General features: G+C 21.7%; 1 pseudogene. It reads left to right on the top strand.

Annotated elements, in window-relative coordinates:
• Positions 1-648 (top strand): annotated as a pseudogene (locus CAMP5053_RS08230) (hypothetical protein); the annotation flags it as partial.
• Positions 649-760: the final 112 nt, after the last annotated feature.

Here is a 760-nt window from a genome sequence, read left to right on the forward strand (position 1 = left end):
ATCAAATCTCTTCACTCTATCTTTTTGAAATTTCAAAATATTGATGATAATTTACAAAGTGTAAAAGGTGCAAGAGCTTTTATTACTTGGACTAGATCTATGCTAGATAATAATTATATATGTTATGTAGATCAGGAAAATTTAGAAAAGAAAATACAAACTTTTTGTAAAAAAAATATAGAAAATCAAAGATATTACGAAAGTATTAAAAAATTTTATAATGAAATTTCTCAACTTAAAAGTATATATAATAAATTAGATTTTTGTTTGGAATCTATCACTAAAAAATTTAATACAAGCATAAAAGGCGATTTTAAATTGATTTATTTTGATAGAAAAGATAGACAAATTAAACTTTTAAAAGCAGATAATGATTATGAAGCTATTGCGATACAAGATTTAGATTTGAGTCAGAAATATAATAATTTTAGTGTGAGTAAATTTTATCCTTTTATTTTTATACCTAAAAATGAAATGAATTCAAGAATACTTTATCATAAATATGATTATGGTAATATCTCACAAGAATATCAAAAAGATAGAAATGAATTTTATTTTAATGTTTTAGCAGGAGAAAAAAGCGATAAATATTGGAGTTCTAGTTATCATAAAATGACTAAAAATTTAAGGAAAATTCATGTCTCTTGAAAAAGTAAAAGAAACAATTTTTGCTTATGATAAAGAAGTGATTGATTGTGAAGTCTTAAGGGTTAAAAATGTTGATTTAACTCATTCTAAAATTTATTTCAAAGGTGTATTA

The sequence above is a fragment of the Campylobacter sp. S4:11 genome, from assembly GCF_024723695.1.
Lineage (GTDB): Bacteria > Campylobacterota > Campylobacteria > Campylobacterales > Campylobacteraceae > Campylobacter_D > Campylobacter_D jejuni_C.